This is a genomic window from Tepidibacillus fermentans (assembly GCF_004342885.1).
Classification (GTDB): domain Bacteria; phylum Bacillota; class Bacilli; order Tepidibacillales; family Tepidibacillaceae; genus Tepidibacillus; species Tepidibacillus fermentans.
In genome coordinates this window covers 109561-136092 of the sequence record NZ_SMAB01000007.1, presented here as the reverse complement: position 1 = coordinate 136092, position 26532 = coordinate 109561, and the positions used below count along the sequence as shown (strand labels likewise).

Sequence of the window (26532 nt, the reverse complement as noted above, 5' to 3'; positions counted from 1 at the left end):
GTGCTTACGCTTAGTGTCCTCCTCATCCAGACAACAGAAATTCCGTTATCTGGATGAAGAGGTTATTTTTTCTCCCACAATAATTTTACTCATACGATTTCGATTTCAAGGAGGAACTTTAGAACCAAACAAATCAACCACATGGGAACCATGCGGGAGATATATAAAAGCAGTTCAATGGATTGACAAGGAAAATTTAAGAAACCTAACCGTTTATCCCTGAAATTCTAAAAGAGGAGGAATTTTGGGAGGATGTGAAAAAAGAAAATAGGCCAACTAAATATTTAGGAAATAAGAGGGGTGACGGTATGGAGATTAGCATTGGTTCGACTATCGTGCAAGCACTAGCATTATTTTTTCTTGTAGGCACAATCTATATTGGCTATCTTCTCATTAGAAATTTGAGGAAGAAGTGATCTACCCTATTTAATTTTTCAGATAGCTAGAGAGATATTTTAATAGATTTCATCGAGTGAAGAGAGGGGAATCGTTATGTTCAAAGAGTTACGTAGAAAGGAAAGAGAAATGGATCAAGACTTAACGCTTGAACTCTTAAATTCAAGAGATTACGGCGTATTGTCCATGGCTGCTGCTGAGGATTATGCCTACGGAGTCCCACTCAGCTTTGTATATCGGAATGGAGCAATCTATTTTCATTGCGCTTTAGAAGGACATAAACTCGATATTCTTTCTCAAAACAACAAAGTCTCCTTTTGCGTTGTTGGACAAACCAAACCATTGCCAGAACAATTTAGCATGGGATATCAAAGTGTTATTGTGTTTGGAACAGTTGAAGAAGTTGAGGGTGAGGAGAAAAGAGAAGGATTAATTGCCTTATTAGAAAAATATGCGAGTGACAATATGGAAAAGGGTATGAAATACCTAGAAAAAGATCAACATAGGACAAAGGTCTTAAAGCTGACGATTGATCATATGACTGGGAAAAATAGAAAATGACCTTATCATACAACCAAAAGGACGATCTACATGAAAAAAAGAATTGTATCTGAATTGAAAAAGATTGAAGAAAAAGAACAAGGTGGAGTGTATGTTTCAAGAGACAAAAAAGTTATTGTAATGGAAAATAATACCAATGATTCTGCAAGAACTATTTGTAATTAAAACAATACCTGACAACAAATACATCGGCGGCTGATGACATCGTTTTTTGTACAATAACTCCATAGAGGCCATATAACAAAAGAGAGCGAGTACCATAAATACGGGTTTCGTCCTCATAATTTTTGTTTCTAGTTAACATAATATATATTATCGGACGGAAAATGAATAAAAAAAACACCATCTCATTAGCTTAGTATTCTTAGGTTTTTGAGATAAAGAAGAAATCTTGAAAGAAACACTTGAAAGAAACACTTGAAAGAATTTTTTTCTAAATTTTATTCAAGCCATTTATCTGCCATTTCAGCGTTTTTCAACTGCTGTGTTTTTGTCAACATTAAATTGGCCAGAGTGATCATTTCAAAAGTGAACCACTTTGCGAATCTTAGCTACCATAAACGCTATGATTCACCATTTGGTCTACCTCCCAATACTAAGGCTTCTCTTCTTATTGTATGGGTGGGTTCTTGATATAGTTATTAGCAACACAATGCTCGTTTTAGGATTGATACCTCTATTTTTTAGAAATTCGCTAATTTTGGTCGCGTTATCCTGGTGGTCTTGAATCCACTCACCCACTCTAAATCTAGAATTCATTAAAAAACTAAGAATAATCCCTATCGGAATCATTCTTAGTTTATCCTTATATAACTTCCATCACTCATTAAATAAAACGGAGGATCGCTAATGTTACTAAAATTAACCCGGGTAGTAATGTGAAACGATCTGCAAAAGAGTAGATGAGGTTCTTTCTTGCTAAAACATTCCCTAAACCTATTAAAGCAAAATGAGTTAATCCGAACAAGAAAGGGGTGATAAAGGGATTAAAATCAAAAAACGATAAGGTAAATGCAGCAACTGAAGCGTCCATTGCTACTGCAATACCCAAAATAATTGCTTCGAAATGTTTAATATCATTCTCCTTATCGATATCAGCTAAAATTGGATTATTTACGACTTTTATTAAATTTTTAACATGTAATTGTCCTAATACGTTTTGTTTTAAAACATTTTTTAGAGTAGCTTCTTTATTTTGTTTATTTCCCTCTCTTAAGGTATATAAACCTAAAATCAGAAGAAGGGAAGCTCCAATATATTTGCCTGTTTCTAACGAAATATAGTTTTGAATGCTTTTTCCGCCAACCATGGTAATCATTGTTCCAACAACAGACCATGATGAAATATTCAACAAAGACAAAAATGAGATTTTTACTTTTCGTAATCCAAAAGAAAAACCACTCCAGAAACCATCAATACTAACCGCAACTGCAACTAAAATTAATGAAATAATACCCATCATTAGACTCCTCTCACCATTTGTCATTTATAAATTATGTTAATAGCTAGGTTATGGTCACTAAAATGGGTATAAAAAAGAACACCTATCAAAAGATGTTCTTTCACAAAGTTTACATAACAATATTATAGTTAATTAAATCATATACAAAAAATAATATTTAATATAAAATTGCAATTTTTATATTTTAGTGAATTGTTTTTCTTTTAACTTTTTCTTCTTTTAATTTTTGCGGTGTTACGTCATTTCCATTAAGATCTACAATTTTAATTGAATGTAATTGTGCGCGTAAACTGGCTTTATAAGCATCAATATATTCTCGGCGTAGTTTTGCTTGTTCTTCTTTTTCTGCTTCAGTCAAACCAACTGTTTTTGCTTTACTTGCTAATTCATTGATTCGATTGATTTTATCTAGATTCACTTTCATTTCTCCTCTCCCGACTTTCTAGAATAGCAGCATTGGCTAGAACTCCAACAACGTTTAAAGAAGTGCGAAAAGTATCGGTTAATCGATCGACTCCAGCGATTATCGCAATTACTTCTAAAGGTAAACCGGCTGCAGAAAGTACAGTAGACATCATAATGATTCCTGCTCCAGGTACTCCCGCAGTACTAAATGATACCAGAATTGCACTAATTGCAATGGCAATGATTTGATTTAATTAAAGGTCTATTCCAGATAATTGTGCTACAAATAAAGCTGTAAAACCTTGTAATATTGCTGCCCCATCTTTTTTTAATGAAATCCCGAAAGGAATTGCAAAGCTAAATATTTCTTTTTTCATCCCGTACCGTTTTTCTGCATTTTCCATAGCCAAAGGTAATGTTGCATTACTACTTGCCGTACCAAAGGCTAAGGTAATAGCTGGAAAAAAGGAACGATAAAACTTTAAAGGATTAGTTCCTAGTAAAAACAAAAGAACGCCATAAATTCCAAAACCCATTACGAAGATGGATAAAATAAGGCCAATGATATATAGAGATAGATTTTTAAGAATTCCTAAACCTTGGTTAGCAATAACAGAAACCATGAGTGAAAAGACCCCAATTGGAGCGAGTTTTAAGATGATCCCCAAAATATGATTGATGACTTCATTGGCACTTTCAAAAAATGATAAAAATGGCTTACCCTTTTCCTTCGCCAAGGTGATTCCAAGTCCAAGTAATAAAGAAGTAATAATAATTTGGATCATGTGTCCTGAACTCATTGCTTCAAAAGGATTAACTGGTATAATACTTAACAACCATTCACTAAGGGACATACCTTCTTTTACTTCAACTTTTTGTTGCAAAAGTTGAACACCTATACCTGGTTTGAGTAAGTACGCGAAGAATATTCCGATAAAGAGAGAGATTAAGGAAGTTGAAATATATAATATCATTAATTTAAGACTATATCGACCTATTTTTTTTAATATCTTTCATTCTAGTCATACTAACAACTAATGATGCTAAAATAATTGGTACTACAATAAATTGGATAAAACGAATAAAACCAGTTCCTATTAAATGAAAAATATTCTTATCTAGGAATTGAATCGTGTTTTCAGGAATATAGAGGTTGAAAATAAAACCTACAACAACACCGAGCAACATCGAAAGTGAAATTTTTGTAGATTGACTCATGCTAGAACTCCTTTCTCTTTTTCTTTAATACGTTACATGATTATATGACAGTTATAAACTTTAATCAATAATCCGATGTGCTACTTGATTCTTTTAACTTTTTTTCATATTCTTGGTATCTTCGATGTACCGTTGCTTTGGAAATATCATAACCAAATCCACGTAATGTAGCTGCAATTTCATGAAAAGTCAATTCAAGCTTTCTTAAACGAATAATTTCTTCAATGGGAACTTCCTTCTTCTGCCGGCCACCTTGATCAATGTTTTTTAGATTTCTAGCTGGTTCGTACCCGGCTTCTATAGCACGTTTCATTCCACGTGAAATTTTTCGATTATTTAAACGTCGTTGGTATTCCTCGATGATTGCTAGAATTTCTAAGACCATTCCATCCATTTCAGAAACAACTAACTCGCCATCATGTTCTAATGAAACGATCTTTCCTCCATATTTACGAATTTGATGAAGAATGGCAATCTTCGTATTTCCTCTGCCAATCCTTGTCTCATCTTGAATCACTACTGCATCGATTAATCTCTCTTTAAAAAGATGAAGTAGATGGTAGATCCCTTCTCGATCGATTTCGTAACCACTTTCCTGTTCTTCAATCATATCTACAATTGTCCAATTTCTTTTTTGACAAAAGCGAATGCTTTCTTCCGTTTGCCTTTTGAGACTAGTAAACTGTTGGTCTCTATCTGTGCTCACCCTTGAATAAATCGCTACTTTCACAATATCCTCTCCCTAAAAATTAATAAAAGTAACAAACCAAACTAAGATATCTAATATAAAATGAAACATTACTCTGGCATTTAATATGACGAGAAAAAGACAGATTTAGTATATCACTTTTTAATAGTGGAACAAAATTTCTGATCAAAAATATCAGAACGAATGTTTGCAATTTCACTTTCCTATGATATAATAAAATAAAAATTGGAATATTATGTGAGGTGTCATATGAATAAATTATCCAATCGACAAAAAGCGATATTAGATTTTATCAAACAAACCGTAAGGGAAAAAGGATATCCCCCATCTGTTCGAGAGATCGGTGAAGCTGTTGGATTAGCCTCTAGTTCTACTGTACACGGTCACTTGGCTCGGTTAGAGAAAAAAGGGCTTATTCGAAGAGATGCTACAAAACCAAGAGCAATAGAGATTCTTACGGATGATTTTGATCGGGAGACAAATGCCCAACAAACGGTGAGGGTACCATTAATCGGTAAAGTAACAGCCGGGTTACCAATTACAGCTATTGAAAATATTGAAGATTATTTTCCATTACCTGCACATATGGTAAACGGTGATCAGGTATATATGTTAACTGTTCAAGGAGACAGTATGATCGAGGCTGGAATTTTGGACGGGGACTATGTGATCGTTAGACAACAACCTGTAGCGAGTAATGGTGAAATTGTTGTTGCGATGACCGAAGATGGTGAAGCAACGGTTAAGAGGTTCTTTAAAGAAAAGAATCAAATTCGTCTTCAACCTGAAAATTCATCGATGGAACCGATCTTATTACCAGATGTCATTATTCTCGGAAAGGTGATCGGTATCTTCCGGCAAATATTTTAATCATTTAAAATAAGAAGGGGCTGTCTAAAAAGTTCATTTAAGTTGAAAATCCGCCAAAATTAAACCCCAAAGAATGTTGATTTTACAGCATTCTTTGGGGTTGCTTTTTTTAGATTTCGGGGTTAAATACTACTTTTTGGACAGCCCCTTCATCATAATTAATACAATTTTAAATATTGATCTCTTTCCCATTGGTGAACTTGGGTTCTATACATATCCCACTCAATTTGTTTTGCAGCTACAAAATGTTCGACAGCGTGCTCACCAAGAGCGGATAAGATTAGTTCGTTTTTAAGTAATTCCTGAATCGCTTCTTCTAAGCTAGTTGGCAGGTTTTCAATTCCCTCACGTTTTCTTTCCTCTTCCGTCATGTGATAAATATTTCGGTCAATTGGGTCGGGTATTGGTAATTTATTCTTAATCCCATCAAGTCCAGCTTTTAGTAACACGGTTAAAGCTAAATATGGATTTGCTGAGGGATCAGGATGGCGAACCTCAATTCTTGTGCTTAGACCTCTTGAAGCAGGGACTCTAATTAATGGGCTTCTATTTTTAGCGGACCAAGCAACATATACAGGGGCTTCGTAACCAGGTACCAAACGTTTATATGAGTTAACAGTTGGATTGGTAATCGCAGTTAGTGAACGAGCATGTTTTAAGATTCCTGCAATAAAATATCTAGCTGTATCAGAAAGACCTAATGGATCATTTGGATCATAAAATGTGTTAACATTTCCCTTGAATAAAGAAAGGTGGTTATGCATTCCCGATCCATTTACTCCGAATAATGGTTTCGGCATGAATGTAGCATGTAAACCATGCCTACGGGCGATGGTTTTAACGATAAGTTGGAACGTTTGGATATTATCTGCTGTACGAACTGCATCCGCATATTTAAAATCAATCTCATGTTGTCCAGGTGCAACCTCATGATGAGAAGCTTCCACTTCAAATCCCATTTTATCTAATGTTAATACGATATCCCTGCGACAGTTTTCACCTAAATCTACTGGGGCCAAATCAAAGTATGCACCATTATCATTTAACTTTAATGTTGGCTCTCCATTTTCATCTGTTTTAAAAAGGAAAAATTCAGGTTCAGGTCCTACATTCATTGTTGTAAAACCTAATTCTTCTGCTTCTTTTAATGCTTTCTTCAAAATCCCCCTTGGATCTCCTGGAAATGGTGTTCCATCTGGCATATAAATATCACAAATTAATCGAGCAACAGTACCTTCTTCTGATTCCCAAGGGAAAATAACCCAAGTATCTAGGTCTGGATATAAATACATGTCAGATTCCTCGATGCGAACAAATCCTTCAATCGACGAACCATCAAACATGATCTTATTATCCAATGCTTTCTCCAATTGGCTTACTGGAATCTCTACGTTTTTGATTATACCAAGTAGGTCAGTAAACATTAAACGAATAAAGCGAACATTCTTTTCTTTTGCCATCCTTAAAATATCTTCTCTACTCCATTTCGACATTTTTCTTCTCTCCTCACCTAATCATATATTCTCAAATGCAAAAGCATTGAGTAACTTAATGAAAAAACCTTGAAATTTCTCCTTGAATTAATGAATGGGTTTTACCTGGACGTAAATCTAAGATTTCTCGTATCACCATTTCTCGTAACCTAGCATCAGATATATCGATATTATTTTTACGAGCGAGCCGATCTTCTTTTTCCCTTTCTTCTTGTTCTCTACGCGCAAAGATCTCTTTTATCCCTGCAATATTCACTTTCTTTTCTAAAAGACTTTTAATCTCTAAAAGTTTTTCAATATCGTTAAAAGAAAAAAGTCGTTGTCGCCCTTTTGTACGAGCTGGATGGATTAACCCTTGTTCTTCATAATAACGGATTTGTCTCGCAGACAATTCGGTTAATTGCATGACAATTCCAATTGGGAAAAGAGGTAGATTTCTTCGTTCCAAATCAGTCATATCTATCCTCTCCTTATTTTATTTTTTTCTATTTTATTCCTTGTGAATTTACTTGTCAATATAATGTTAGAAAATATTACATTATTTTTTTTAAAAAATCCATTGAAAGTATTCCTTGATCAATCATTTTTTGAATGGCAGTAAATAAACCCCATTTCATATGTTGATATGTGAGGCCTCCTTGAATATAGGCAATATATGGTTCACGAATTGGCGCATCACCAGAAAGCTCTAAACTTGCTCCTTGAACGAATGTTCCTGCAGCCATAATCACAGGGTCTTGGTACCCAGGAATTTTACTTGGTTCTGGAACGACATGGGAATCAATGGGTGAACCTTTTTGGATACCTTGTAAAAAAGCAATTAATGATTTTGCATTATCAAATTGTATCGCTTGAATAATATCGTTTCTTTTTTCTGTCCAATGAGGATTTGTTATAAATCCCAACCCTTCAAGTAAAGCTGAGGCAAAAATCCCCCCTTTTAGTGCTTCCCCAACCATGTGAGGAGCTAAAAAAAATCCTTGATAAAAATCGATCATATGCCCATACATCGAACCAACTTTTGACCCAATCCCTGGCGCTGATAAACGATAAGAAATTTGTTTGATATATTTTTCTTTGCCAACAATATATCCCCCCGTTTTGGCAATACCTCCACCAGGGTTTTTAATTAAAGACCCTACAACAACATCCGCTCCAACGGCGGTTGGTTCATGCTTGTCCGTAAATTCGCCGTAACAATTATCAATAAAGGTGATCACATCTGGTTTTAATCCTTTTACGAACTGAATCATCTCTTTGATCTCATCAATTCCAAAAGAAGGTCTCCACGAGTATCCTCGTGAACGCTGAATGGCGATCACTTTTGTTTTTTCATTGATCCGTTTTTTAATTTCTTGATAATTTACAGTTCCATCTTGATTTAAGGGTATGGATTGGTATTGAATCCCCCATTCTTTCAGTGAGCCCATTCCTTCGCCATGGATTCCAATAACTTCTTCCAATGTGTCATATGGGGAACCTGTAATGTACATCAACTCATCCCCAGGGCGTAAAAGTCCAAACAGACCAATAGCCAATGCATGTGTCCCTGATACAATATGGGGACGAACGATCCCTGCCTCCGTTTCAAAAACATCAGCGTAGATTTGATCTAGTGTTTCTCTGCCTAAATCATCATAACCATAACCTGTGGAGGATTGAAGATGAAAATCAGTAACATGGTGTTGTTGAAAAGCTTTTAATACCTTTGCTTGATTATATTCCACAATTTCTTCAATTTCTTTTTTTCTTGGTTCGATTTTTTTTTCTAATTCTGCTACATATTGTTCGAATTTATTAGGAAATTGAAAAAAAGATAACATATTTATATCATGCCTTTCTAATTTACTTCTTTTTGTTATATTATTCTTCGAATTGATTCGGTAGCGAATTACTTCTTTTAACTGTTTTCTTAACTCGCTGATTCTTTTTCGAATGAAATTTTCCTTCTTTTGACTTTGCCCGTAAAGCAAAGATATATAAAATCAATAGCGTTCGATCAATCACTCGGCGTTTACTTTTTGTTCAATATTTCGAATTTGGGAGGGAGTTAACTCAGTATTAAAAATAACAACATCAACCTCTAATTGTTCTACAATTCGAGCTAATTCTTCGATTTTCCCTTTCCAATATACCAAGAAGGATCACTTGCTGTTCTAATTTGAGTAAAAGTCATTTTAACTTCTAAATTCGCAGTTTTCGCTAAGCGCTTTAACTCTTCTAAGGAGTAATTCGTTCGTTCATGGGAATGACCTAGCAAATAGATACCAACTAAAATAGCTTTATTTTTTTCAATCTGCGATATACCCAAACTTCCTTTTCACTCATTCTATGGTAAAATATTTAAAGATAAAATTACAAAACTAGTATACCATAAGCACTTAAAGGAACATAATTAGAACTAATTAATCTTTATGAAATTTGTTTCAGAAGTACAAAAAAGCCATCTTTTAAGATGACTAGGACTAAAAGTATTTATTTTTAATATCGATTAAATCTTCGGGTTGAATGGTCATTAAAGCCTCTTTGGAATTAGCAACTTCACCTTCCTTAATTAAGCGTACAGCTTGATTGCGAATCGCTTTTTCAATCCAGTTTCGAACCAAACGAGCGTTACTAAAACTACGAATAGGACTATTTTTTTCTTCAATAATGTATGCTTTTATTTTTTGCTTTGCCATGGGTGAAAGAATATATTCACGTTCGGTTACCATTACTTCAGCAATTTCTAAAAGTTCATCTAATGAATAATCTTCAAAATGAAGTTGAATAGGAAAGCGGGAATGCAAGCCAGGGTTTGAACGAATAAAATTCTCCATTTCAAAAGAATACCCAGCAAGGATCAAAATAAAATCGTTTTTATGATCTTCCATTTCCTTTACAAGGGTATCAATTGCTTCACGACCAAAATCCTTTTCTCCTCCTCTGATCAATGAATAAGCTTCGTCGATAAACAGTATTCCTCCAAGTGCTTTTTTTACCTGTTCTCTTGTTTTTTGCGCAGTGTGCCCAATATACTCCCCAACCAAATCGGCGCGTTCAACTTCAACAAGATGACCTTTTGAAAGAATACCCATTTCTTTAAACATTTTGGCCATAATTCGGGCAACGGTTGTTTTTCCAGTACCGGGGTTTCCTTTAAATATCATATGAAAAACTTGGGAATTAGAACGTAATCCAACTGCAGATCGTCGTTGATCAATCTGGATAAAAGCAAAAATTTCAAAAATCAGTTTTTTTACATCATCTAAGCCAACTAAGCGATCTAATTCTTGTATTATCGTTTTAAATCTTTCTTGTACTGTAGGATTTGAAGTTGTAACTCCTTCTTGTTTTGGGGCCTCTTTTACCCTGACAACTTCTCGTTTCTGATCTAAAACGATATGGATTTTATGAGGGGGATTTACTGCTGATGTCGTTACCTTTTTATTCAAAGTACTCACCTCACACGATTCCGTTCCTCATTCCAAAAGAATAAAGTTAATTCATAATCGGAGAATGTTAACGAAGGATATGGAATACTATAGTCTTATCTGTTTTTTCAATTTCAAGAATAAGTAGAGGATAGGCAAGAACTTGCATGACTAAGCTGTCAGGTTTGGGGTCTTTATATTGAAAAGTGATGTGTATTTCTGTCTCTTTCACATCAATATTTTTTACAATAATTTCATAGCCACTTGTTCTTTTTTCTCCTCTAGTCACGACAATATAGATTTTACTATTTGTCTCAATGACGCTATGTTTTTCTTTTGACCGATTTGCTTTCACCCAGTCTCTAACTTGTATAGGGGTATTTTCTTCTTGAATCACTTTATAATCCATACTATTTCATCCCTCTTTTTTCATTCTTAAAATTTTGTAAACAAAAAAGTTCATATATGGATGAAACATAAACTTCTATCATTTCATTATATGAGAAAAATTAAAAGGCATTCCTTATGATAATCATAAAGAATGCCTTCGTTTTTTGTTAGATCATAAAATTATTCATCTTCTTTTTGTTCTTGAACTAATGTGATATTTTTGGAAGGAACAAACGTGGAAATCGCGTGTTTATAAACCATTTGTTGTTTACCTTCTGATTCAAGAATGATCGTGAAATTATCAAATGCTTTAATAAGACCTCTCAATTGAAATCCATTCATAAGAAAAATAGTAACAGGTATATGCTCTTTACGAGCAACGTTTAAAAAAGTGTCTTGAATATTAATACTTTGTTTCATATCTTTTACCCCCTAAGATATACGTGATAGAATATTATTTATTCTTCATGTTGAAAATTTTTTCCTACCATCCATTCATAAATCTTCTGCTTAATCTTTTCTTTCTCCTCCAAAACATTGTTGGTAAAGTCAAACCAATGAATACCAGGCATACTTCGAAACCAACTTAATTGTCTTTTTGCAAAGCGTCTAGTCGCTTGCTTGATCATTTCAATCGCTTCTTCGAGACTAACCTTTCCTTTCAAATAAAGAATAATTTCTTTGTATCCAATCCCTTGCATTGCATTAAAGGTTTCATCATAGCCTTGGTTTAGTAAAGATTGAACTTCTTCAACGAGTCCTTCCTCAATCATCAGATCAACACGTCTATTAATACGATCATACAATTTTTTCCTATCCATCGTCAAGCCGATCATGAGCAAATTATAGGAAGTTTGCAGTTGTTGTTCTTTTAAAATCTCGCTCATAGTTTTACCTGTGGTATGATAAACTTCCAATGCCCGAATCACTCGTTTAGTATCATTTATATGTAGTCTTTCAGCGGATTCAGGATCTATTTGCTCTAGAAGTTGATGTAACGCTTCTTTTCCGTTAAATTTTAACCATTCTTGTAATTGCTGTCGGTATTTTTCGTCCATCGAATCTTTTGAAAACTGGTAGGAATGGGTAACCGATTTTATATACAAACCTGTCCCGCCAACGATAATTGGTAAGTGTCCCCTTTGATTAATTTCTGAAATCTTTTGGATCGCTCGTTGCTGAAATTCAGCTACGGTATAAAAATGATCCGGCTCATAATCATCAATGAAATAATGAGGAATTCCTTTCATTTCTTCTGGTTTAATTTTAGCCGTACCTATATTCATTCCTTTATAGACTTGCATCGAATCACCAGAGATAATTTCTCCCTGAAAACGAGTAGCAATTTCAATACTTAGTTCCGTTTTTCCTACTGCAGTTGGTCCAAGAATGACTAACAAATTCTCTTTCATCTTTAAACCTCACGATCAACTTTGATTATGCCATAGGTTGTTGAGGAAGAACGAGAGATTTTTGTAAATCCCAATCGTTCGAATTCTTTACTATTTTTATTTTCTTTTAATACAACTGCACGTTTCGCCACTCGTTTTGCCTGTTCAATGGTTTCAATCGTCAATGGATTGGAATTGGCCAATTTACGTAAAGGAGCTATTGATGAAGATTTTTTTACCCCTTTACGAAACATTGGATCAAAATAGACGATATCAAAACTTTGATCTGGCAGTAATTTTAAAAATTCAAGATGATCAGATAATCGGATTTCAATTTGTTTCATTGCCGCATCGATATCAGGATCTTGCTTCCATCCGCGTTGTAAACCATCTTTTACAAGAATTCCGATGACTGGTTCACTTTCAATACCAACAACGCGACCACGTTCACCTACAATATAAGAGGCCACGATCGAATCAGATCCTAAACCCATTGTACAGTCAAGAAATGTATCTCCAGATTTTAACTGCGAAAGGGAAACCAGTATATCATTATCACCTTTTTGTAATCGATTTATACGTAAGACGGCCATACTAGGATGGAAGAAAAAAGGCTGTTGTTGTTCATTGACATAGTATTTCGCGCTCTCTTTTTCTACGATTATGATTTCTTGATCTAACTCAAATAAAGCATTTAGAGATTGTTTTTTTCGTTTGATGAATGTTGCATTTAATAAAGCTGTAATTTCAAAAGCCCGACTAAGTGTAGATTGGTCTGGATCATAAGCAGTCGTTACAATCATTTTATATCACTCTTTTAAACATTTTTTCAATTTCGTAGGTAGAGAAATGGATGATAATTGGTCTTCCATGAGGACAAGAGAACGGATTTTCAGTATTTCTTAATTGTTCGAGCAATTGTTCCATTTCTGTTTTAGTTAAATACTGATTTGCTTTAATGGAAGCTTTACAAGAGATACTGGCCACCATCTCTTGACGTAAGATAGAGAAATCGATCCTCCCTTTTTGTAAGACCATTAGCATCATTTTTTCAAGGTATATAGTTTCTTGTCCTTTTGGAATCCAGCTAGGAATTGAACGAATAAGAATCGTTTGTGTGCCAAATAAATCAAACTCAAGTCCATGTTCTTTGAAATATTCTTTGTGCTTTAATAGTTCATCGATTTCTAATCTCGTAAAATCAAAGATGAAAGGTATTAATAATTCTTGACTCGATTGTTTTTCCTCATTCATCTGACGTAGATTCTTCTCATAATTAATTCTCTCATGTGCAGCATGTTGATCGATGAGGTAGAGACCATCCTCATTTTGAGCGATGATGTAAGTACCCAAAAATTGTGTAATCGGTTCTAATATTGGGAGGCGCTCCTTCATCGTATCTTTTAATGAATTCTCCTCTAATGGGATTGGTTGCTCAAGTTCATTCATCTCATTTATTTTTTGCGAAAAAGGTGGTAGATCGTCCTTTAGATTTGAAAAGGTTGAAATAATCTCTCTTTCTTTTACAGTTTGTTGTGGTTTGTTCGGTTTTGAAAAGGAAAAAGAATAATCTAAAGTATCTTGAAAGGACTTCTTAACAACTGCTTTTCCTTGGTTTGTTTTTAATGGTTCACGTATAAATGATTCTTGGTGAAGCGCTTGGTAGACAGTTGTTTCAACGAACTTCAATAGTTCCTGCTCCTTACTAAAACGCACTTCTAACTTTGCTGGGTGAACGTTCACATCGATTAATGAAGGATCTAATTCAATGTGTAATGTTGTAATTGGATAGCGATGAACCATTAATAAAGTTTTATACCCATCAATGATGGCTTGTGTTAGAGCAAAGTGTTTAATATATCTTCCATTCACAAAGATTGAAATATGATTCTTATTTGCTCGGGTAATATCTGGCTTTGAAAGAAGTCCTGAGATTTTAAAATCTGTATTTTCATTCAAGAAAGATACCATATTTTTAGCAAGGCTAGTGCCATATATTGCTCCAATCACATGACGAATTTGACCATCTCCTGCTGTTCGTAAAATAAGGCGTCCATTATGGATAAGGGTAAAAGCAATCATAGGATAAGCTAAACTCAGACGATTCACGTAGTCGGTAATATGACCCAACTCGGTTTGGAGTGATTTCATATATTTTAATCGAGCAGGTGTATTAAAAAAAAGATCTCGGACGGTAATTTCCGTTCCCTTTGTATAAGCGATTTCTTGTTTATTTACGACAGAGCCACCTTGTAAATGCAATTCCAGTCCCTTTCCATCATGGTTAGGTGATGTCTTTATTTTCAGCCGAGAAACTGCTGCGATACTAGGCAATGCTTCTCCTCGAAATCCCAGTGTCTTAATTCGAAATAAATCATTTCCTCTTTGAAGTTTACTCGTAGCATGCCTGTAAAATGCTTTTTCTACATCTTCTTCATCCATTCCTTCCCCGTTATCCCGTATCTGAATCAGGCTAAGACCTCCATCTTCGATTTGAATCTCGATTTTTGTGCTTCCGGCGTCTATACTGTTTTCAACCAATTCCTTTACTACGGATGCGGGTCGCTCTACTACCTCTCCTGCAGCAATTTGGTTTGCAATATGGTCATCAAGGATTCTGATTTTCCCCATAATGGTCACTTCCTTAATCGTTTCTGGATCTCATACAGGATTTGAAATCCTTCCATTGGAGTCATGTTTAACAGATCCAAAGAAAGGATCTGCTGAATGATTTCTTTATCGTATTCCTTATTTATTCTAGATTCATTTGTTTGTGACAATTGATTGTTTTCCGCTTGTAATGGAAAAAGAACGAGTTGTACCGCTTTTTCTTTCCCATCATTTTTAAGGTTTCGAGCTTTTGATTCATAATTTCTCAAAATTCGTTTTGCGTTTTCAATCACTTCATATGGTAAACCAGCTAATTCCGCTACATAGATTCCATAGCTGCGATCAGCTTTTCCTTTTTCGATTTTATGGAGAAAAACAACCTTCCCATCTTTCTCCATGACGTTAACGTGGATATTTTGGATTCGAGAAAATCGATCTGCTAGACTTGTTAATTCATGATAATGAGTAGAAAATAACGTTTTCGCATGAACATGATCGTGGATATATTCAATAATGGCTTGTGCTAAAGCCATACCATCGTAAGTAGAAGTTCCTCTCCCAATTTCATCAAGCAATATTAAACTATTTGTTGTTGCTTGAAGGATTGCTTGTTTTGTCTCAAGCATTTCTACCATAAAGGTACTATGACCACTGGTTAAGTCGTCACCTGCACCGATTCTTGTGAAAATACGGTCGGTAATGGCAATATTTGCACTTTCAGCAGGGACGAAACAACCAATCTGAGCCATAATGATGATTAATGCTATTTGGCGCATATAGGTGCTTTTTCCGGCCATATTTGGGCCAGTGATCAATAAGATCTGCTGACTTTCTTGATCGAGTTCTACATCATTAGGAATATAAGGGGTTTCCTTCTGTACGAATTCAATAACTGGATGTCGACCTTGGCGAATACGAATTCTTCCTTCTTGATTAAATTGTGGCCGAACATACCCATTCATCGAACTAACTTTTGCAAAAGATAGTAATACATCAATGATGGCGATCTGTTGGGCTAGTCGTTGTAATCTTGGATTTTGATTCGCAATTCTCTCACGTACCTCAGTAAATATTTGATATTCTAATTCTTGCATTTTCTCTTCAGCTTCGAGAATTTGTGATTCTTTTTCTTTTAATTCTTCAGTAATAAAACGTTCGCCATTGGCCAGAGTCTGCTTTCGAATGTATCGGTCAGTAGGCACTTGTGCTAAATTGGATTTCGTAACTTCAATATAATAACCGAATACTTTGTTAAAACCGACCTTTAAAGATTTGATTCCGGTGATTTCTCGTTCACGACGTTCCATATCTTGAAGCCATTGTTTTCCCTCAGTACTCGCACGGTAATATGCATCTAGTTTTGGATGGTATCCCCTTTTGATGATTCCCCCTTCTTTTAAGCCGATAGGAGGATCATCGACAATGGATTCGTCAATTAAGGAATAGATGTCAGTACACTGATCAAATTCTCCCATCATTTGGATCAGAGGATCAATCTTATTTTCTACTAAAACTTGTCGAAGTCTTGGAATTTTTTCAAGACTCTGTTTTAACGAATAAAGATCTCTTGCTGAAGCATTCCCATACGAAATTCTGGAAACAATGCGCTCGATATCATAGATTTCTCGTAATAAATCCTTTAGTTCGTCGCGAACCAATGGATTTTCATATAGAGCCTGTACGCTATTCAATCTTTCCTCAATGGCTACTTTGGATAATAACGGTTTTTCTAACCAACGACGTAATAGACGACTACCCATCGATGTTTCTGTTTGATCGAGTAACCAAAGCAAGGAACCTTTTTTTGAGTGGTCTCTAGATGTTTCTGTGAGTTCTAGATTTCGTCTCGAAAAAGGATCTAATATTAGATAATGTTTTGCTTCATAAATTTGAAGTTCATTAAAATGAATCAATTTTTGCCGTTGGGTCTTATGAAGATAATCCAATAACATTCCAGCACTAAAGATAATCGCTTCAAGCGGTTCTTTTACATTTTGAAATTGTTCATAAACTAGATTTTTGTAATAGTTTTGTTGGTCCGTAATCTCATCATCTAACCAAGTAAGATTGGTTTCTAAATATTGTTTAAGAACAGATTCGAATTCTATCAGTTTTTTTGAAAGTACAATTTCTGAAGGCTGGTAAAGGATCAATTCGTGAATAACATGATCAAAATCTTCTTCAATAATCGTTGAATAGAATTCACCAGTAGAAATATCACTAATAGATATACCAAATTGGTTGGAATGTTGTAGTAAGAAAATAGAAGCAATATAGTTATTTGCTTTACTTTCTACAAGTTTTCCATCCATTATTGTTCCAGGTGTAATTACACGGGTCACTTCCCGTTTTACTACCCCTTTTGCTTGCTTTGGATCCTCTACTTGCTCACAAATGGCTACTTTATAGCCTTTTTCAATAAGTTTATGTATATAGGAGTTGGCAGAATGGTAAGGAACCCCACACATCGGGATCCTCTCCTCTGTTCCACCATCTCGTCCAGTCAACGTGATTTCTAAGAGTCGTGAAGCTAATTCTGCATCTTCAAAAAACATCTCGTAAAAGTCACCGAGACGAAAAAATAAAATGGCATCCGGATAATCAGCCTTAATTTGTAAGTATTGTTGGATCATTGGTGTATAGGTTGCCATAATCAATCCCCCCAAGTTATCAAATAATTATAGCATAAATCCTAGTATTTTGGGGATTTTGTTAATGATGAAAAGGAGGAAGCTTCCACAATCGACGAATATCCATATTTTCATTCCATATATAACCTTTATCCATTAGTTTTTCTAGAGGATCTAAGTAATTACGGTAATCATCATAGGTTTTTAATTGTTTTAATTCTACCCATAATTTTTGTACAATAGGTTTTAATACTTCTTTTTCTCCTTGGTAATAGGCTTCTTGAATTTCTCTATCATATAACGGATCTTGATAAAGATAAATATAATTTTTGACGATTAATTTTGCTAATGCAAATACACCTTTTGTAAGTGTTGGTGATACAATCCAGCTTGGTAATGTGCGATATTCAAACCCTTGATGAAATTTTATTCGGTAATCTCCTAAAAACCCATATTTTGGCCTTCGCTTTTTTCCTCTTGGATCCTCAAAGAGAGTTACAGTCAATGTAAGATAGTTATCTAAAGCTCGTAATAAAAAAGAATTCAGTTCGATCTGACTAAAATGAATATGTCCGCCAATCGGAAAACCTTCTATTGGCATAGCACCTGCAAGCCATTCAATTTTTGGACTTCTTATTTTTTTACTTGCTAATATCATCGTTTGATAAAGATTGATTGTAAGTTGCCTAGGAGTTGAAGCTGGTATTGGTCTCAATTCTGCCAAAGGCAATTGAGTTCGATCACGATTCGTCCAAATGTCATCACAACCTACACTACCTTTTCTCGGCAAAAACTTCGAAGCTAGAACCATTTTTCCATTCATATCTCGTAAAACAAATTCAGGATCAGTCCCTAAGATCACTTGTTGTTCTTTTGAATTCAAAATCGTTTCCCATTTTGTTGTAAAATGATTAATCGCTTCAGCAAATAGCGTTGCTAATCGTTTATTTAGGCTAGGGAAAGGATTTACATGGATAATCCAAGGTTTTTCACCTGCTGTCACTCCTACTGTTACCATCCCATAATCTAAATGTAACGAATATATGGCACGAATGGCTAATTGACTTACTCGTCTTTCCTCTCGTTTTGTCGCTAAAGTTTGAACTTCAGTCAGACCACTATTTTCTTTTAATTGAAAGATCGTTTTATTCAACCAATTTAACGTTTGGTTCTGTATTTGTTTAAAATAAGCAAGAACATCTTGTTGAAAAACAGCAACTTGATAAATATGAACGAAGTGTAACTTTTTTATTTTTGCTTGTTGTGTAAATTCGTCTATAAAAATTGGAGTAGAGATTCCTTGAATGTTAAATATTTTATATTGTTCGTACTCATTATTTAAAAGGTCTCTAGCTTTCTTATTCAGCTGAAATGGAACAGAATAGATCTCTTGCACATTTCCCCATGGAATAAGTAATGAAATATCTCGCATATCATGATAATGAAGTATTGAACCGTACGGTATTTTGAGTTGTTCTAATAATGAATCCACCAATAAATTCTCATCATATAAGAAAAATGCTTTCATGTTTTCTCTCCCATTTCTAGGGTTCATTCAAAATTATCATATTCAAAAACATGAAAGAAGTGAAAAAAGAGAAGGAAAAAACTTCCTTCTCTTCTTCATAAGAACCTTTAGTCTAAGTCATCGATGATAAATGGGTTAAGGTCTTCTATTTCATCTGAATCAATATCTTCTTCCTCAATGAGAAAACCTTTTTCATCATCACAATCCTGGCAAAGGACTACACAAACTTTGGTTTCCCCAACGATCTCAACCAAGAACTCTTTTTCTACTTCAACTATGACTGTATCTCCGTCTGATGACACTTTGGCATCTATACAATGTGGCGCTTGCGTTGCTGTAGCAGTTACTTCTACTTTGTCTTTAGTGCAATTACTATCTAAATAAGATAACGGCACTTTTTCATTATAAGAAACTGTTTCTGTTGCAACCGTGGTTTTTGTATTGTTCGCGTAAGAATACCATAAATTAATATCGTACGTACCTACAATCTCAATGACATCTCCAACTTTTTCCGCTTCAAAAGTATGGTTAATCGCCCAGCAACCTAAGATATTAGATGGTTGGTTTGGGAGCACAATATTGTGAGGCGTTTTTGAAAATTTCCGTCCTTTACCACAGACCGCTTTCGTTATGATCTCTCTACATTGTAGGTCTTTATCACGGACCATATCGTACCCTCCTCAATCGATTCTCAATTAATCTTATGCAGGACGAATGTCTATGGTGAAAAAAACCTAAAAAAACAATAAAAAAACTACAGAGTAAATCTGTAGTTTTTGGACAAGTCGTCATCAAGAGGCAAGGTTTTCTCTAGCTCATTTTTTATTAATAGAATTACAAATTGGAGATACTGATTGATTTCTGATTGATATTGCTGATATTGATGAACTAAGGGAATACTATGCAATTCAGCATTTAGAGTATCTAAAGTCTCCTCAAGATATTGAATATAATTTGGTTTTCGAAAATGTTTTGCATTGACCAATTCTTGTTGTTTTATTTTGATCAATCTGATGAGTTCTTGTATTCTTTCGTGATTTTGAATCTTTTTCTCTGCTATCTGATAAACTTTAATTTCTTCTTGTTCGGAGATTAATTTCGCCAGTTTTTGTGTTTGTTTTAAAATATCTTCTTTTTTAATTGACGACATCAAGTAACTCCTCTTGTGCGTTAGAAACAAGTTCTCCTCTTAATGTCCAAGTTTGTGGTTCAGTAATTTTAACCAACACGAACTGGCCAATTAAAGCTGGATCTCCTTTGAAGTTAACAAGTTTATTACCCCTTGTACGTCCTGATAAAACTTCAGAGTTCGTTTTACTTACCCCTTCAACAAGTACTTCGACGACCTGATTTTTTAATTGTTTGTTTTTATCACGACTGATTTGATTCTGAAGATCCATTAGGCGTTGTAGTCGCTCTTTTTTTACATCTTCAGGAATATTATCCTCCATAACTGCTGCTGGTGTTCCTTCTCGTGGAGAGTAGATAAACGTATAAGCAGAATCAAAACCCACTTTTTCGACTAATGATAAGGTATCTTGAAATTGTTCTTCTGTTTCTCCAGGAAAACCAACAATAATATCGGTCGTTAGCACGACATCTGGTATTGCCTGCTTGATCTTCCTTACTAATTCTAAATACTCTTCTCTTGTATATTTTCTTGCCATCTTCTTTAGAATTTCTGTATTACCGGATTGGAAAGGTAAATGAATGTGTTCGACGAGGTTCCCACGTTTTGCCAAAACCTCGATTAAATGATCATCAAAATCTTTTGGATGGCTTGTTGTAAACCGAATTCTAGGAATATCAATTTTACGAAGATCCTCTAATAAATCACCAAAGCCATAATCGATATCAAGATCCTTGCCATAAGCATTAACGTTTTGACCCAAAAGCGTAACTTCTTTATAACCTTTACGTGCTAATTCTCGTACTTCTGAAATGACATCTTCTGGTCTACGACTACGTTCTTTACCTCGTGTGTAAGGTACTATACAATAGGTACAGAATTTATCGCAACCATACATAATACTAACCCAAGCTTTTAATCCATCTTGTCTAACCTTTGGTATATGTTCAATGACATCGCCTTCTTTTGACCATACTTCGACAACCATTTCCTTATTCAAAAGTGCATCCCTTAATAAAATAGGAAGACGATGAATGTTATGAGTACCAAAAATGAGATCGACATGTTGATAAGATCTCAAAATTTTGTTCACTACTTTTTCTTCCTGTGACATGCATCCTGCTACACCTAATATGATGTGGGGTTTTTCTAATTTCAAATGTTTTAGCCGACCTAATTCACCAAATACTTTGTCTTCAGCATTTTCACGAATCGCACATGTATTAAAAAGAATGATATCTGCTTCATCTTCCTCATCAGTAGGTTGGTAACCCATTTGTTCGAGTATACCCGCCATTGTTTCTGAGTCATGTGAATTCATTTGACAACCATAAGTGCGAATAAGGTAGTATTTCCCTTTCCCAATATCGATCATTTCCTTAGGTATTGGATCAAAATCTAGAAATTGAACGACTTCTTTTCCACGTTTTTTTGCTTCTTTTATATTAGGAGGAATAAAATATTTTGCAAATTTATTATCAATGTCGATGATTGACATATTGTTCACCTCATTTTATTAGAATGAAATTTCAAATATATATAAGACAGATTAACACTAATTGAATGATATTAATACAACTTATAATTATAACAAGAACTGTTTTTATTTTAAAGGACTTATTCGCAGTAATAACTTCCTATTTGTTCGGGAAAATTAAAATATACCAGTTTCAAAGGGGGACTGAGAAATGCCGAATCATAATAATATCTTTAGGAACAAACGTGATTTTGCAAGAGCTGAGTTTGCAACAGAATTATATAAACCTGCTGGTCGACCTAGACCTAGAGAAGCAAAATCACAACAGCATCAATATGCACCGGAGCATTTCGAAGGATTAAAAGGTAAAAAAACCAGTTTTCATATGAAAATTGGAGCCCCTAATGAATCTTAGGTAGCAAAACAGCAGCCGTCATGGCTGCTGTTCGGATTAATTTGTGGGGTATCGACGATTTTTAATTCAGCTCCTAGTCCTTTTTCGTCTTTACGATTGCTTTCATTTTTCCTTCCACAGTGTACGCATCCTTAAGTAAATAAGAAAAAAGCATGCTGTGATAAGGAAATTATACCATCAACTTATCATTTCCGTAAAGATAATGTCCACATCTGGTAGACATTAAGAGGACTTTCTCTCTATAGCTAAAAGATATGGGGAAAAGTTTATTTGGTTAATATATTTTAGTTTCATGACGGAAAATTCTTTTTGAGATAGTGATTGCAAAAAAGTCTCAATGATCTTCGCTTCAGTACCTTGATCATGTCCAGAGTAAACAATTAACACAATGATCCCATCATCCGTTAAAAGTTTAAGTAAAGCCTGTATGGCTTTTATCGTTGTATCACCTTTCGTTACAACTGTTTTATCTGACCCAGGTAAATAACCCAAATTGAACAAGGCTGCTTTTACATGATGTTTTACCCATTTTTCTATCGTTTCGTGACCTTCTTTTATGCAATGAACTCGACTCAACAGGTTCTTTTCTTCTAAACGTTTTTTTGTATTTACGATGGCTTGTTCTTGGACATCAAAACCATAGACCTTTCCGTTTTCTCCGATTAATTCAGCTAAAAATACCGTATCATAACCATTGCCACAAGTTCCATCAACAACAATGTCACCTGGCTTTACTCGATTTTTGATTAATTCCTTTCCGAATTGAAGAATGGGTAAAAAGCTCATTAAACCTCGATCACCTGCCCAACCATCGGCATCAGCAAGGTTCCGTGTATTCCAGCATGAATTAATTCTTCTTCAATTTTTTTCGGATCATATTCTGGATAAAAGTGTGTAACCATTAATTTTTTGGGTTGAAGATCTCTGCTCAGCTTCGCAACATCAGACGTGGATAAATGACCCATTGGAGTCAACGGACGATCTTTTTCTAAATATGTACATTCTAAAATTAACAAGTCTGCTTGCTTGGCAAACGGTGAAAAAGATGTATAGATTCCAGAATCTGCACCATAAACAAATGTTTTTTCACCTGATTGGAATTTCATTGCATATGTAGGAACAACATGGTCAGTTTGTAAAAAAGATATTTGAAGATCATCCAACTGTAACATGGTTGACTCATTAATATGATGGGGTTGAATAAAATGCTGAAATGGTATGATGCTCGCTTCGGGTTTTGGCTCTTGGGGGAAATAAACAGGTAAAGGTTTTGTTCGACCTTTCATGACAAATTCCATTTGAATCGCATATTGTAACACCAAAAAGTCACTCATATGGTCGTGATGTAAATGGGACAAAAACACAGCTTCCAATTGATCAAATTTGATATATTGTTGAAGTTTTGAAAGGACTCCACTTCCAGCATCAATTAGGTAGTATCTATGATTGTGTTCTAATAAGTACCCTGGTCCACAACTGTTTGCTCCAGGAAATGGTGACTGATATCCCAAAACAGTAACTTTCATCAAAAAACCTCCTAAAGTAGAACTATGATTTTTCTACTTTATAGTTTAGCTAACGTATAAAAACAATTCAAATGGGTAAAAAAGATGATTAGGGAATAACATCTCTTTATTTGATTTCCTTATAATAATATAAAAGCCATCTCTATGACAAGAGATGGCTTTTATATTATTATATTTAATTTTATTCAAATTCTTTCAAGAATGAAGCAAATACATCATCGGATAATTTTAGTTCTGCATTTACTAAAGGAGCCTCACTGAAGTTCGGAACCAATTCTTGGTAAGATTGTCTTTCTGGATCACGATAGATAATTCCTGTTACAAGACCATCATGTTCCATCACTTTCTGAACAGCTAAGGAACGGTTGGATGGATCAAAGGTTGGATCTTCTTCAAGGTTTACAATATGCTCTTTAAACCATTCATAAGTATTCACTTTGTTAAATGTAACACAAGGACTAAATACATTGATAAATGAGAATCCTTTATGTTTTATTCCTTCTTCGATGATACGAGTAAGTTGAGCAAGATCTCCTGAGAAGCCTTGAGCAACAAAACCTGCTCCAGCAGAAATAGCTAGTTCTAAAGGACGAATTGGAGGTTCTATAGAACCTTTTGGAGTACTCTTCGTTTTTGCTCCAAACATACTTCGTGGAGAAGTTTGACCTTTTGTTAAACCATAGATTTGATTATCCATAACCACATAAGTCATATCAATATTTCTACGGATCGCATGAATGGTATGGTTGGTACCAATCGCGAAACCGTCTCCATCTCCACCAGCCGCCATAACGGTTAGGTCTCGGTTTGCCATTTTCAAACCTTGGGCAATTGGTAAGGCTCTTCCGTGGATACCGTGGAAACCATAGGCATTAATATATCCTGAAATCCGACCAGAACAACCAATACCAGAAACAATGGCAAAATTTTCAGGCTCAAGGCCTACGTTTGCAGCAGCTCTTTGAATCGCAGCTTGAACAGCAAAGTCTCCACAACCTGGACACCAGTTCGGTTTTACATCGTTACGAAAATCCTTAAATGTTGCCATTTTATATCAACCCCTTAATTCCATTGTAGATTTCAGATGGTAAGAATGGATTGCCATCATATTTGAGTAGTTTTTCTACTTTTTCTCCCATTCCAACATTTAATTTTATGAGATTCGCTAATTGACCAGTACCGTTGTTCTCAACAACTACAACTTTTTTCGCTTTTTCCATTAATTCTTTTAGCTCATCTGCTGGGAATGGATAGACTAATCGTACATGTGCTTGATTAATTTTTAATCCATCCTTCTCTAGACGTCCAATTGCTTCTGTAATAACTCCTCGGGTTGATCCAATTCCAACAACTAATAAATCAGCTTCTTCATGTGGAGCTTGCTTAAGAACAGGGTCTTTAAATGTAACGTTATTAATTTTATTTAGACGTTTTTCCATCATCTTCTTACGGATAGCTGGTGCCTCTGATGGACGACCATTTTCTGCGTGTTCAACGCCCGTTACATGATGAATTCCATATTTTTGTCCAGGTATTACTCGTGGAGAAATTCCATCTTCAGTGAATTCATAACGTTTAAACATTCCTTCAATAGCTGGTAACTCTTGGTCACCCATAAATTTACCTCTGTCAATTTCAATTCTACTGTTATCAAGGGGTTCTACCGTTTGTTTACTCATGCCTAAGGAAAGGTCAGTTAGAACAATAACTGGGCATTGATATTTTTCGGCTAAATTGAATGCTTCAGCCGTATCATAAAAAGCACTTTCAACGGAGTTAGGAGCAATCACGATTTTCGGAATCTCACCATGTGAACCATTAATCGCTGCATTAAAGTCACTTTGTTCATTCTTCGTTGGTAATCCTGTACTTGGACCACCACGTTGGACATCAACGATTACAATTGGTGTTTCAGTGATTCCTGCTAAACCAATCGCTTCTTGCATAAGGGACAAACCAGGGCCTGAAGTTGAGGTCATTGAACGAACTCCGCCATACGAAGCACCAATTGCCATAGTTACAGCAGCGATCTCATCTTCTGTTTGAATGACAGCCCCACCAAGTTCTGGTAGTTTTTTAATGAGATACTCCATAATTTCTGATGCTGGTGTAATTGGATAAGCAGGCATAAAACGAACACCAGCAGCAATTGCTCCTAAAGCCACAGCCTCGTTACCAGTCATAAATAATCGTTTCTTTCCGTCAGCTCTTGCTAATACAAAATCATCTAAACTTCCCTTTGCTTCATTTCGAATATACTCAGCACCTTGGATAATCGCTTCAATATTTTTATTTACAACTTCCTGTCCTTTTTTGCCAAACATTTCTTCCACAAGTTCTTTGAAAGAATCAACTGGAAGGTCTAAAATTGCACTAGTAACACCAACAGCGACCATATTTTTCATCAAAGATGTCCCAAGATTTTGAGCAATTTCCGTTATCGGAACAGAGAAGAAATGAACGTTTTCCTTCTTCACTTGCGGATCAAATTTAGAGTCAGCGATGATGATACCGCCTTCCCGTAATTCCCCACTATTTAGATCGATCGTCTCCTGATCAAAAGCAATTAAAATATCCAAATCATCTGAGATTGCCTCTACTGGCTTCGTGGTTACACGAATCTTATAGTTTGTGTGGCCACCTTTAATCCTGGATGAAAAGTGACGATAACCATAGAGATAATAACCAAGTCGATTTAATGCTGTTGCAAAAATTTCACCGGTACTATCAATACCTTCCCCTTGTTGTCCGCCAACTTTCCACGAAAGTTGATTTAACATTTTTCTCCACTCCTTTAAAAATGGTAAAAATAAACATTATTATGATGATTTTTTTCTTTTCCCCCGTCACCTCACCTATACTATCCCTAAAACTTCCCTAAGTGTATGCCTAAATAGAAAAAAAAGCAA

General features: G+C 35.0%; 27 protein-coding genes and 2 pseudogenes. 4 read left to right on the top strand and 25 right to left on the bottom strand.

Translation table 11 applies throughout. From position 1 onward, the window contains the following. The first annotated feature begins 492 nt into the window (after positions 1 to 492). Both EDD72_RS06570 and EDD72_RS12945 read left to right on the top strand, forming a co-directional pair. The gene (locus tag EDD72_RS06570) at positions 493 to 957 is read left to right on the top strand and encodes a pyridoxamine 5'-phosphate oxidase family protein (protein WP_132768510.1); all 465 of its coding nucleotides are present in this window, start codon (positions 493 to 495) and stop codon (positions 955 to 957) included. Positions 958 to 987: 30 nt separating this feature from the next. Continuing rightward, positions 988 to 1122, top strand: coding sequence for a hypothetical protein (locus EDD72_RS12945; protein WP_279388093.1), 135 nt, complete (start codon positions 988 to 990; stop codon positions 1120 to 1122). Between the two features lie 661 nt (positions 1123 to 1783). On the opposite strand, the gene EDD72_RS06565 is transcribed toward EDD72_RS12945, so the two are convergent. The 5 genes and pseudogenes from EDD72_RS06565 to EDD72_RS06540 form a co-directional block, all read right to left on the bottom strand. Continuing rightward, on the bottom strand, positions 1784 to 2416 hold the full coding sequence (locus EDD72_RS06565; RefSeq protein WP_165894990.1) for a manganese efflux pump: 633 nt from the start codon (positions 2414 to 2416) through the stop codon (positions 1784 to 1786). Between the two features lie 187 nt (positions 2417 to 2603). Then, positions 2604 to 2837, bottom strand: a complete 234-nt coding sequence (locus EDD72_RS06560; protein ID WP_424565537.1) for a DUF896 domain-containing protein — start codon at positions 2835 to 2837, stop codon at positions 2604 to 2606. Then, positions 2824 to 3798, bottom strand: a pseudogene (locus EDD72_RS12840) (dicarboxylate/amino acid:cation symporter). Before EDD72_RS12840 ends, EDD72_RS06560 begins: the two are co-directional and overlap by 14 nt. Before the next feature lie 10 nt (positions 3799 to 3808). Then, positions 3809 to 4042, bottom strand: a complete 234-nt coding sequence (locus EDD72_RS12940; RefSeq protein ID WP_132768502.1) for a cation:dicarboxylate symporter family transporter — start codon at positions 4040 to 4042, stop codon at positions 3809 to 3811. A gap of 64 nt (positions 4043 to 4106) precedes the next feature. Next, positions 4107 to 4772, bottom strand: coding sequence for a YneB family resolvase-like protein (locus EDD72_RS06540; RefSeq protein ID WP_132768500.1), 666 nt, complete (start codon positions 4770 to 4772; stop codon positions 4107 to 4109). Positions 4773 to 5000: 228 nt separating this feature from the next. Here EDD72_RS06540 and lexA point away from each other — a divergent pair, with 228 nt between their 5' ends. Beyond that, on the top strand, positions 5001 to 5621 hold the full coding sequence (gene lexA / locus EDD72_RS06535; RefSeq protein WP_132768498.1) for a transcriptional repressor LexA: 621 nt from the start codon (positions 5001 to 5003) through the stop codon (positions 5619 to 5621). 158 nt (positions 5622 to 5779) lie between these two features. Here the strand turns inward: lexA and glnA are convergent, their stop codons facing one another. From glnA to miaB, 16 genes and pseudogenes are all read right to left on the bottom strand, one after another. Beyond that, the gene (glnA, locus tag EDD72_RS06530; protein ID WP_132768496.1) at positions 5780 to 7114 is read right to left on the bottom strand and encodes a type I glutamate--ammonia ligase; all 1335 of its coding nucleotides are present in this window, start codon (positions 7112 to 7114) and stop codon (positions 5780 to 5782) included. A 55-nt stretch (positions 7115 to 7169) separates the two neighbouring features. After that, the gene (locus EDD72_RS06525) at positions 7170 to 7571 is read right to left on the bottom strand and encodes a MerR family transcriptional regulator (RefSeq protein WP_132768494.1); all 402 of its coding nucleotides are present in this window, start codon (positions 7569 to 7571) and stop codon (positions 7170 to 7172) included. A 76-nt stretch (positions 7572 to 7647) separates the two neighbouring features. Then, on the bottom strand, positions 7648 to 8937 hold the full coding sequence (locus EDD72_RS06520) for a methionine gamma-lyase family protein (protein WP_132768492.1): 1290 nt from the start codon (positions 8935 to 8937) through the stop codon (positions 7648 to 7650). A gap of 40 nt (positions 8938 to 8977) precedes the next feature. Further along, positions 8978 to 9121 (bottom strand): hypothetical protein, encoded by a 144-nt coding sequence (locus tag EDD72_RS12835; RefSeq protein ID WP_243643790.1) that lies wholly within the window; start codon positions 9119 to 9121, stop codon positions 8978 to 8980. Then, a pseudogene (locus EDD72_RS12830) lies at positions 9118 to 9290 on the bottom strand (HflX-like GTP-binding protein). The gene EDD72_RS12835 and the pseudogene EDD72_RS12830 overlap by 4 nt, the downstream one beginning before the upstream one ends. Before the next feature lie 289 nt (positions 9291 to 9579). Then, complete coding sequence (locus EDD72_RS06505; protein ID WP_243643789.1) at positions 9580 to 10548, bottom strand: AAA family ATPase; 969 nt, start codon at positions 10546 to 10548, stop codon at positions 9580 to 9582. 67 nt (positions 10549 to 10615) lie between these two features. After that, complete coding sequence (locus EDD72_RS06500) at positions 10616 to 10936, bottom strand: protease complex subunit PrcB family protein (protein WP_132768486.1); 321 nt, start codon at positions 10934 to 10936, stop codon at positions 10616 to 10618. A gap of 161 nt (positions 10937 to 11097) precedes the next feature. After that, positions 11098 to 11337: an RNA chaperone Hfq gene (gene hfq / locus EDD72_RS06495; RefSeq protein WP_132768484.1), complete on the bottom strand. Its 240-nt coding sequence runs from the start codon at positions 11335 to 11337 to the stop codon at positions 11098 to 11100. Between the two features lie 38 nt (positions 11338 to 11375). Next, positions 11376 to 12329, bottom strand: coding sequence for a tRNA (adenosine(37)-N6)-dimethylallyltransferase MiaA (gene miaA / locus EDD72_RS06490; protein WP_132768483.1), 954 nt, complete (start codon positions 12327 to 12329; stop codon positions 11376 to 11378). 2 nt (positions 12330 to 12331) lie between these two features. Continuing rightward, positions 12332 to 13111, bottom strand: a complete 780-nt coding sequence (locus tag EDD72_RS06485; protein WP_132768481.1) for a class I SAM-dependent methyltransferase — start codon at positions 13109 to 13111, stop codon at positions 12332 to 12334. Between the two features lies 1 nt (position 13112). Further along, the gene (gene mutL / locus EDD72_RS06480; RefSeq protein ID WP_132768479.1) at positions 13113 to 14939 is read right to left on the bottom strand and encodes a DNA mismatch repair endonuclease MutL; all 1827 of its coding nucleotides are present in this window, start codon (positions 14937 to 14939) and stop codon (positions 13113 to 13115) included. Positions 14940 to 14944: 5 nt separating this feature from the next. Beyond that, positions 14945 to 17569, bottom strand: coding sequence for a DNA mismatch repair protein MutS (gene mutS, locus EDD72_RS06475; RefSeq protein WP_132768477.1), 2625 nt, complete (start codon positions 17567 to 17569; stop codon positions 14945 to 14947). Positions 17570 to 17630: 61 nt separating this feature from the next. Continuing rightward, positions 17631 to 19076 (bottom strand): putative amidoligase domain-containing protein, encoded by a 1446-nt coding sequence (locus tag EDD72_RS06470; RefSeq protein ID WP_165894989.1) that lies wholly within the window; start codon positions 19074 to 19076, stop codon positions 17631 to 17633. Between the two features lie 107 nt (positions 19077 to 19183). Then, positions 19184 to 19744 carry an outer spore coat protein CotE gene (gene cotE / locus EDD72_RS06465; RefSeq protein WP_132768473.1) on the bottom strand — a complete coding sequence of 187 codons (561 nt, stop codon included), beginning with the start codon at positions 19742 to 19744 and terminating at the stop codon, positions 19184 to 19186. 86 nt (positions 19745 to 19830) lie between these two features. Further along, positions 19831 to 20226 (bottom strand): YlbF family regulator, encoded by a 396-nt coding sequence (locus EDD72_RS06460; RefSeq protein WP_132768471.1) that lies wholly within the window; start codon positions 20224 to 20226, stop codon positions 19831 to 19833. Continuing rightward, the gene (gene miaB / locus EDD72_RS06455; RefSeq protein ID WP_132768469.1) at positions 20213 to 21703 is read right to left on the bottom strand and encodes a tRNA (N6-isopentenyl adenosine(37)-C2)-methylthiotransferase MiaB; all 1491 of its coding nucleotides are present in this window, start codon (positions 21701 to 21703) and stop codon (positions 20213 to 20215) included. Before miaB ends, EDD72_RS06460 begins: the two co-directional genes overlap by 14 nt. Before the next feature lie 190 nt (positions 21704 to 21893). Here miaB and EDD72_RS06450 point away from each other — a divergent pair, with 190 nt between their 5' ends. Next, the gene (locus EDD72_RS06450; RefSeq protein WP_132768467.1) at positions 21894 to 22097 is read left to right on the top strand and encodes a hypothetical protein; all 204 of its coding nucleotides are present in this window, start codon (positions 21894 to 21896) and stop codon (positions 22095 to 22097) included. Positions 22098 to 22319: 222 nt separating this feature from the next. Here EDD72_RS06450 and mnmM read toward each other — a convergent pair whose 3' ends face one another. The 4 genes from mnmM to EDD72_RS06430 form a co-directional block, all read right to left on the bottom strand. After that, entirely contained in the window at positions 22320 to 22883 is a 564-nt protein-coding gene (gene mnmM, locus EDD72_RS06445) for a tRNA 5-(aminomethyl)-2-thiouridylate-methyltransferase MnmM (protein WP_132768465.1), read from the bottom strand. Next, on the bottom strand, positions 22883 to 23623 hold the full coding sequence (locus EDD72_RS06440; protein ID WP_132768463.1) for an MBL fold metallo-hydrolase: 741 nt from the start codon (positions 23621 to 23623) through the stop codon (positions 22883 to 22885). Before EDD72_RS06440 ends, mnmM begins: the two co-directional genes overlap by 1 nt. Before the next feature lie 181 nt (positions 23624 to 23804). Then, positions 23805 to 24671, bottom strand: a complete 867-nt coding sequence (locus tag EDD72_RS06435) for a 2-oxoacid:ferredoxin oxidoreductase subunit beta (protein ID WP_132768461.1) — start codon at positions 24669 to 24671, stop codon at positions 23805 to 23807. 1 nt (position 24672) lies between these two features. Continuing rightward, positions 24673 to 26403, bottom strand: coding sequence for a 2-oxoacid:acceptor oxidoreductase subunit alpha (locus tag EDD72_RS06430; RefSeq protein ID WP_132768459.1), 1731 nt, complete (start codon positions 26401 to 26403; stop codon positions 24673 to 24675). Positions 26404 to 26532: the final 129 nt, after the last annotated feature.